This window comes from Streptomyces sp. 3N207, assembly GCF_052246355.1.
Lineage (GTDB): Bacteria > Actinomycetota > Actinomycetes > Streptomycetales > Streptomycetaceae > Streptomyces.
Genome location: NZ_JBQQBV010000037.1, coordinates 41941 through 49317 on the forward strand (window position 1 = coordinate 41941; position 7377 = coordinate 49317).

5 protein-coding genes and 3 pseudogenes are annotated in these 7377 nt (G+C 67.6%); 3 read left to right on the plus strand and 5 right to left on the minus strand.

Going from position 1 to position 7377, the window contains the following annotated elements:
- The first annotated feature begins 1184 nt into the window (after positions 1 to 1184).
- A complete protein-coding gene (locus ACTWP9_RS34640; RefSeq protein ID WP_443250302.1) occupies positions 1185 to 1532 on the plus strand; it encodes a hypothetical protein in 348 nt (115 codons plus the stop codon).
- 41 nt (positions 1533 to 1573) lie between these two features.
- Here ACTWP9_RS34640 and ACTWP9_RS34645 read toward each other — a convergent pair whose 3' ends face one another.
- Positions 1574 to 1738 (minus strand): hypothetical protein, encoded by a 165-nt coding sequence (locus tag ACTWP9_RS34645; RefSeq protein WP_443250303.1) that lies wholly within the window; start codon positions 1736 to 1738, stop codon positions 1574 to 1576.
- A gap of 545 nt (positions 1739 to 2283) precedes the next feature.
- A pseudogene (locus tag ACTWP9_RS34650) lies at positions 2284 to 2446 on the minus strand (IS5/IS1182 family transposase); the annotation flags it as partial.
- Positions 2447 to 2565: 119 nt separating this feature from the next.
- Here ACTWP9_RS34650 and ACTWP9_RS34655 point away from each other — a divergent pair.
- Positions 2566 to 3117 (plus strand): hypothetical protein, encoded by a 552-nt coding sequence (locus tag ACTWP9_RS34655; protein WP_443250309.1) that lies wholly within the window; start codon positions 2566 to 2568, stop codon positions 3115 to 3117.
- Between the two features lie 356 nt (positions 3118 to 3473).
- Here the strand turns inward: ACTWP9_RS34655 and ACTWP9_RS34660 are convergent, their stop codons facing one another.
- Positions 3474 to 3968, minus strand: a complete 495-nt coding sequence (locus ACTWP9_RS34660) for a GNAT family N-acetyltransferase (protein ID WP_443250304.1) — start codon at positions 3966 to 3968, stop codon at positions 3474 to 3476.
- A 166-nt stretch (positions 3969 to 4134) separates the two neighbouring features.
- Here ACTWP9_RS34660 and ACTWP9_RS34665 point away from each other — a divergent pair, with 166 nt between their 5' ends.
- Positions 4135 to 4611: a DUF7919 family protein gene (locus ACTWP9_RS34665; protein ID WP_443250305.1), complete on the plus strand. Its 477-nt coding sequence runs from the start codon at positions 4135 to 4137 to the stop codon at positions 4609 to 4611.
- Between the two features lie 13 nt (positions 4612 to 4624).
- Here the strand turns inward: ACTWP9_RS34665 and ACTWP9_RS34670 are convergent.
- Positions 4625 to 5398, minus strand: a pseudogene (locus ACTWP9_RS34670) (IS5 family transposase); the annotation flags it as partial.
- A 229-nt stretch (positions 5399 to 5627) separates the two neighbouring features.
- Positions 5628 to 6999, minus strand: a pseudogene (locus ACTWP9_RS34675) (IS1380 family transposase).
- Positions 7000 to 7377: the final 378 nt, after the last annotated feature.

Consider the following 7377-nt stretch of genomic DNA (forward strand, 5'->3'; position numbering starts at 1 on the left):
GATGGCAGAACCGGTGTGCTGCTCCTCGAGGGCCATCAGCACCTCGTTCAACGACGGCATGGGGGGACGTACTTTCTCTCCGTCCCCGGCCCAGCCACCACCATCGGCCGGCGTCACCCTCTCGGCGCGCGCATTCGGCTCAGGAGCGTACGACGGGCCTTGCCGGAAGACAGCCGCCTGCGCGGGCTGCCGACGACTTCGCGGGGCGCACGCGGAGAACCGCAACGTACAGGCTGCCGCCTTCCGCCGTTGACCGGTTCGCCGTCGTCGTCCCCACCGGCAAGGGCAGTCCGCGCTGCTGCGATGGACCCAACCTCGTCCGCCCCGTGGCGTGTTGCCGTGCTGTCCGGGGCTTGTGACGACCTGTGAGTCGTGTGCTCGAAGGGGGTGGAGCGGTGCTTATGCGGGCTCGGGAGGGATTCCGGGTGTGAATCCAGCCTCATCGAGTGCCGAGATTTCACAGCGCACCACGGCAGAAGTCCAGGGTGGCAAAAAGTAGTTTCCCCTCAGCCCTCGCATATTTTCCGTCACCTCGCCAACCACTTTTCCGCTGTGACGCATCCGGGTTCTGATGAGCACCCCGACGACCCCGACGAGTTTTCGTCCCCCGTGCTGCCACACCCGAGCCGGTTGACCAGGCCCGCATCGGCCGGCGGCGGTCCGCCGCCGCGCGGAGGGCATAACCGGCGCTTGCACTGGAGGATGCCCGGTTCCTGGCACGCCAGGGCTCCGGCCACGAGGCCCTGGCTGGCGACCAGCACAGTCCGGCGGAGCTGGGGGAGTGGGAGGGCATCGCCCAGCTGCTCGCCGACGGCACTCCCTGCACCGTCTACAACCGGAGGCCGACCCGCAACCGCGCAAGGAACTCGCCGCGCAGACGGCGGCCGCAGCCGAGCGAGAAACCGCCGCACGGGATGCGGCACGGGCCGCTTCTACGAGGAGCTCACGAACACCGGCACCGTCGACAGCTGGCCCGAACCCCTTTCGGCGATCCCTCTATCCGGGAGATGACGAGCCCGACTACAACCTCTGTCTGTGAGTGCCTCTGTCGGCTCTGTACCTTCTGCAGCGACGAGTGCGTGGAAAGCTTGGGAGACGCAGCCCCCGGCACGGGAGCTGCATCAACCCTCCTGGAAGCTGTCCCAACCGGATTCCAGAGGCACCGGGCGAGCGAGGGGAAGTACATGGACCGAGAGTTCATCACTCCCGAGGACCTGGACGTCTTCGAGAGGCTCGATGCCTGGCCGGAGACGATGGACGACGGCTCACGGCTCCTGACCTTCTCCTACCCGAGCGGCGAACACCTCACCTTCGCCTACAGCCCGCTGGGCAGATCCATCCGCCTCCGGTGGACCAACAGCACGGGAGCCACAGTCCTCGACATGTTCCGCGAGAGCGCCACCGAACTGATCATCCGGGCCGACCCGGAGAAGAAATACCTCGTCACCCGCTTTGACATGGGCGAATGCAGTGGTGAACTCCGCGTACAAACCCACCCCACAGTCACGATCACCGATCGCCTGTTGCTCTGACACAGGGTCTGGCTCCCCGCACGGCTCGGGCTCCCCGGGGCCTACAGCGGGTCGGGGCCACAGATGGCACAGCGCCTCGTACGGCAGCCCTTCGCCCGCAACTCCTCCACGGTGAACAGCTCCGGCAACCACGGATGCGAGATGAACCGCCCCAGATCGCGTACCTCCGGCAACTGGGCCATCGCCTTGTCCGGGTTCTCCAGCAAGGGACAGTCCCAGCGGCGCAAACGCGTCCCGCTCCGGCCCTTGGCATCGGTGGCACCAGCCTCCCGCTGCGCCTTCCAACGGGCCCCATCCTGGCGCAGACGCGCCTCAGCACGGCCAGCATCGGCACACGGCTGGCACCGGCCGGGCACGTACCGGCACGAGCACTCACCGCACCCCTGGCACGGCACACAGGGGTGGCTGCGCCGCTCTTCCGGCAGAGGCTGCGGGTACACGGTGGTGGCAGGCGGCCGGCCCAGGTGCTCGCCGACGTCCACAAGGCCGACCCGGGCAAGCTCCTGGAGGAAGGGTTCCATCGCCTCACCGTCGGGCAACCCGACCAGCGCCGGGACCTGTTCGGACGGCCTTCACCAGCGGTTCCGGGCCCCACGCGCCGTAGAACCGGCAGGCCGTCTCGAACAGCGCCCACGCCGCCCGCATGTCCTCGTCCAGGCGGGGCCTCGACCGGCCCTCGGGGATGATTCCGATCCGCCGGAGAAGCTCCGTACCCAGTTCGGCACGGTCAATGACATCGCTGAGGTCCATGCAGGACGCGGTCTTCCAGCGGCAGGCTCCACGGCTGGCCCTTGCGCACCGGATCCGCACCCTCGTTGTCACAGCGCGGTGATCAGCTTGCCGAACTGACGTGGCCTCAGCGGCGTGGACGGAACTATCCAGGACGTCTGCGAGGCTGTGATCACTGCGGTCACATCAAGATAGTCCTGTCCGCCCGAAGCCCTGACGTACTGGAGATTGCTGCCTTCCGGAATTTCGCTGGGCGGTCTCGTCATCGGCCGGTACCGTGCGGGGCACGATCAAGGGGGATGAGCTGGTGCGTCCAGTGCTGTTGGTGGATGTGGACGGACCGCTGAACCCGTATGCCGCGAAGCCGCACCGACGGCCTGAGGGATACGAGACGCACCGGCTGCTGACGCCGCGCTGGGAAACCTATGAGCGGCGTCGGCTGACTGAGTGGGGGCTACCGAACAAGCCGGTGAAACCGCTGCGCGTGTGGCTCAATCCGGATCACGGCCCGGCACTGGACGCGCTTCCCTTCGACATGGTATGGGCGACGACGTGGGAGGAAGAAGCCAACGCCTTCGTCGCACCAGTACTGGGATTGCCCGAACTGCCCTTCATCGCCTGGTCCTCGCCGCGGGCCGAGCCCGGCAGCGGTGTGTTCTGGAAGACGCCGGACATCGTCGCGTGGGCGAAAGGCCGGGCGTTCGCCTGGGTCGACGACGAGATCACAGAGGCGGATCGCGCCTGGGTGAAGGAGCACCATGACGGTCCCGCCCTACTGCACCGGGTCGACCCCCGATGCGGCCTTGGCGTCGACGACTTCGCCGCGCTGACGGCATGGGCGACCGGCCTTGACTGACTCCACAGCCCATCGACCGTGAAGGGCTTCCCGGCAGCAGCATGTCGACCTGCCGCGACCGGAGACGACGGTCCCCGAAAAAGTAGAAGCGTGACGGTCCACGGAGCCGGAGCTGATCAGGCCGGGCAGGCGCGCACGCAGAGCCGTACAGACGTCCTGCTCACGGCGTGAGACACCCTTCGGCGCACCGAGGGCATCCCGTCACGACGTGCCTGTTCCTGCCTCAGCGGCCACTCCACCGCCGCCGTGCCGCCCTCCGGGGAGCGTGCCGAGGGGGACACGGCAGCGGGACGACACATCTATGATCAGCGGTGGCCGCAGCCTTCCCGCAGCCGACCCACGAGCAAGATCAAGGTCTATGGCTGGAGGTCGCGCTGGTACCAAGTGCCTGACTTGCCGCCGAGATCGGCCGGGGTGGCAGGGCCAACCGGGACGAACTCAGCCTTGGCCAAGACTTTCTGGGACGCGGCGTTGTCGTGGGAGGTGGCCGCCCGCAATGTGCGCAGGCCGTGCATCGCTGTCGCCATCCGGCACAGCTCCCGGACGTTCGTGGTCGCTTCTCCGCGGCCGGCGACCTGCTCCGCGACCCGGTAGCCGAGTCTGGCAGTGCCGTCCTCCAAGTCGTACAGGTTGAACCTGCCGAGTACCGAGCCGTCCTCGGCGACGAGCACGTAGAAGGCGCAGATGCCGGCCTCTTGCTCGGCCAGCGAGGCGTTGAACCAGTCGGTGAACTGGTCGAAGAAGTCGTCGCCACGGTCGGAAATCGAGGCAGCGAAGTAGCTGCGGTTCGCCAGCTCGAAGGCCAGGACCGCCGGGGCATGGCCGGCATGCAGCCGCTTCAGCTCGGGCATCGCCCGACTCTACCCAGATCGTGCGCTGAGGCCACCTGAGTTTCCGCCAGTGGCAGACAGTCCCAAGACCAGGCACATAACGATCTACGGCTGGAGGACTACGCCGTGTCCGATGGGTTGTGGGATCGCATGGGCGTCACCGAGGCGGTACGGCGATGATGTGCGGGTGTTCTACGAAGATCTCAGTGAGTACGACTACCAGGACGAGGATGCGTTCACGGACAGGGAGTCGGGCTTCTACGCCCTCTGGTACCGCCCGGCGTACTCCCGCCTGAGCATCGGCTGGCTGGAGGCCGGTAACCCGTACTCGACAGGAACGGTCCCCACGGTGTTCGTGGAGAAGCTGAAGGCCGTTAAGGAGGTCCAGTGGATGAACGTGTGCCTCGGGGTGCACGAGTGTGACCTGTGTCCTGAGGAAGTCGCTCCGGAAGGAAACGGGGAGGTGCGTATCCCGGGCGAGTCCGGCATCGCCTACGCCGCTCCGTTCCTGATCACCCACTACATCACCGCCCACGGCTACCGGCCGCCGCAGGTCTTCATCGACGCCGTTCTGGCCGTCGATCTCGACGCGTGGGCTGCCGCGCGATGGCCCGATGTCCCCTTCCCTTGGGTTCCGGATGACGCGGAACGCATGCTGGAGTAGGGGCAAGCAAACGTCACGTACGCAGCCAGAGGCGGATCGAGGCGACGGTGACCGTCCCGTGAAAGACGTAGGCCCTCTTGTCGTAACGGGTCGCGACCGCACGGAAGATCTTCAGCCGGTTGATCGTCCGCTCCACTTCGTTGCGGCGCCGGTAGATCTCTGTGTCGAACCCGGTCGGACGGCCGCCCTTACTGCCGCCCCGCCGGCGGTTGGCACGCTGGTCCTTGGGCTCCGGGATCGTGTGCTTGATCTGGCGCCGCCGCAGATAGCGTCGATTGCGGCGCGACGAATAGGCTTTGTCGCCGCCGAGGTGATCGGGTCGAGTACGCGGGTGTCCGCCGACCAGCGGCGGAACCCGGATCTGTTCCAGCACGGGGATCAACTGCGGGGCATCGCCCCAGTGGCCGGGCGTGATGATGAAGGCGAGTGGGCGACGTCCGCCCTCACCCGCCAAGTGGATCTTGCAGGTCAGCCCGCGCCTTGAGCGGCCCAGGGCCTCGTCGGGCCGCTGCCGGACGGGCGTGTTTCGTCTGCCGGGAACTCTTGGCGGGCGGGAGTGAGCTCCCGCCGAGTGCTGATGAGCCCGGCAGGAGGTGGAGTCCACGCTGACCATGCTCCAGTCGATCCAGCAGTCGGCATCGGCGTCGGCCTGGACGGCCCGCAAGATCCTCTCCCACGTGCCGTCCGCTGACCACCTGCGATGACGGTCATGAACTGTCTTCCACTTGCCGAAACGGGACGGCAGATCCCGCCACGGCAGACCAGTCCGCTGCCGGAACAGAATCCCGCCCCGCCCCACGCCGACCGAAACGATCCACCAGAGGGCGAGTCACACGACCCATCGGACACTGCCTAAGCCTCAATCCACCGGTCGGCTCCGAAGTCGGCTTTTGGCGCTCGTTGGGCTGGGCCTGGGGTCGCCGACTGGTCGTAGGCGCGGGGTATTTGCTGGTCTGCCCAGCTTTTCCACGATTTCAGTTCCGGTTGGGCCCGGGTGGGCGGGGTGGACAGGGAGGTCAGGCCGGTTCGGGTGGTGCGTGGATGGTTTCGAACAGGTGCGTCCACGCGTGCTGCCGGGGCCATCGCCGGGGCAGGTGCAGGATGAGAGGCCGGACGGAACGCGCGATCCGGGCGGGGAGGCTGACCAGGTGGGCGCGGAGGGTGGCGGTAGTGGCCTTGGCGTGGAAGCCGGAGGCCAGTGCACCGGTGGCCCGGAGCAGGTTGCAGGTGATCGCCCACAGGGTGAGCCAGGCGGTGTTGGCGTGGAAGTGGCCGGAGGGCAGGTGGGCGAAGGCTCCGGCTTTGCTGTCCGCGATGACCTGCTCGATGACGGCGTGGTGGCGGTGTTCGCGCTCCGCCTGAAGGGTCGGGGCGGGGTTGTCGGTGAAGAAGGGGTGATAGCGCCATGCGGGGAACAGTTCGCCCTGTTCCCCGATGGCGGCGGGTTGGGCCAGGTCGCGGACCCGGCGCACGATCAGGCCGGGCCGTGACCCGGTCGGCTTTCTTGCGGCTGGCGAACGCGGTGTACGCGGGGATCTCGGCGACCTCGGCGTCCGAGATGAGCTCGCCGGTCTCGGGATCGGGCACGGCGGTGGGATAGGTGATCTGCTGCCACGCCTCTTCCGGGATGCTCAGGACGGCGCGTTTGACGGCAGGATTCATGCCGCAAGTGAGGGAGAAACGGGCCCCGGCCCGGCGGCACGCGGCGATCACACCGGCGTTGTAGAACTGGGAGTCCGCCCGCAGGATGCGCAGGCCGGAGCAGCCCGCTTCCACCGCGGTGGCCAGGGCGTGGCTGACCAGTTTCGGGGCGCCACGGGAGTCGGCTGCCTTGCCGCGGCGCAATCTGACGGTGGCGATCACGGGGCGCGAGGTGGGGGTGCAGATCGTGGCGAGCAGGGGGTGCAGGGTGCGGATACCCTTGAACCGCCCGTATTCGGCGCCTTGCTTGGCCCGGCCGTAGACGCGCTTGTGGGTGGAGTCGACATCGATGAACGCCTTCTCGCCCGAGCCGGGCAGCAGCGGGGTGCGCGCGGCCAGCGCGGCCAGGAACCTGCGGTGCACAGCGTGCAGTTGGAGAGCATGACCGTGGGTGAAGGAGCGCAGGAAGGTACCCAGGATGGACGGGGCACGAACCTCACCGAACACCGTGGCCATCGCACCGTGCCGCAGCACGTCCAGGTCGTCAATACTGTCCGCACCCGCGACCATGCCGCCCACGATGCTCATGGCTTTGGCATCCGCCGCCGCACCCGCGCCGTTCCTCGCTCCGCCCAGCTTCACCTTGTCCGCTACCAGCTCGGCGAGTCCGCACCGCTCGGGCAATCGCATCACTGGGACCAGCCCGGCATGCGCGACCAGATTCGTCTCATCGAATGCGGCGGACACTGCCGGCGCGGCATGGGAAGATTACATCTCGCGGATGCACTCCGATTCTGTGGAAATGGAACCTAGGTCCGGACGCCGCCGGGCTCCGGATCGGACGCGGAACGGGCGAGCTACGGATCGGGACCGGCCGGAGCGAGACCCTTCTCCCATCGCCTCCTGCAGCCGCGCCGCCGATCAGTGGGCGCCCAGCAGGACGCCAGAACGCGGTCGTCACTCAAAAGTAGTCGCCGGCCTCGATGTTGCGGTCCGATGGGTGGGGGCTGGTTCGATACTTTTCGGGCTGCTGCTCGGACAGGTCCACCCGTACGCCCGCGGGTTCGAGAGCGTCCCAGACCTGCAGCATCATGGCGTCGCTGAGGTAGTGGTGGCTCAGGTTCA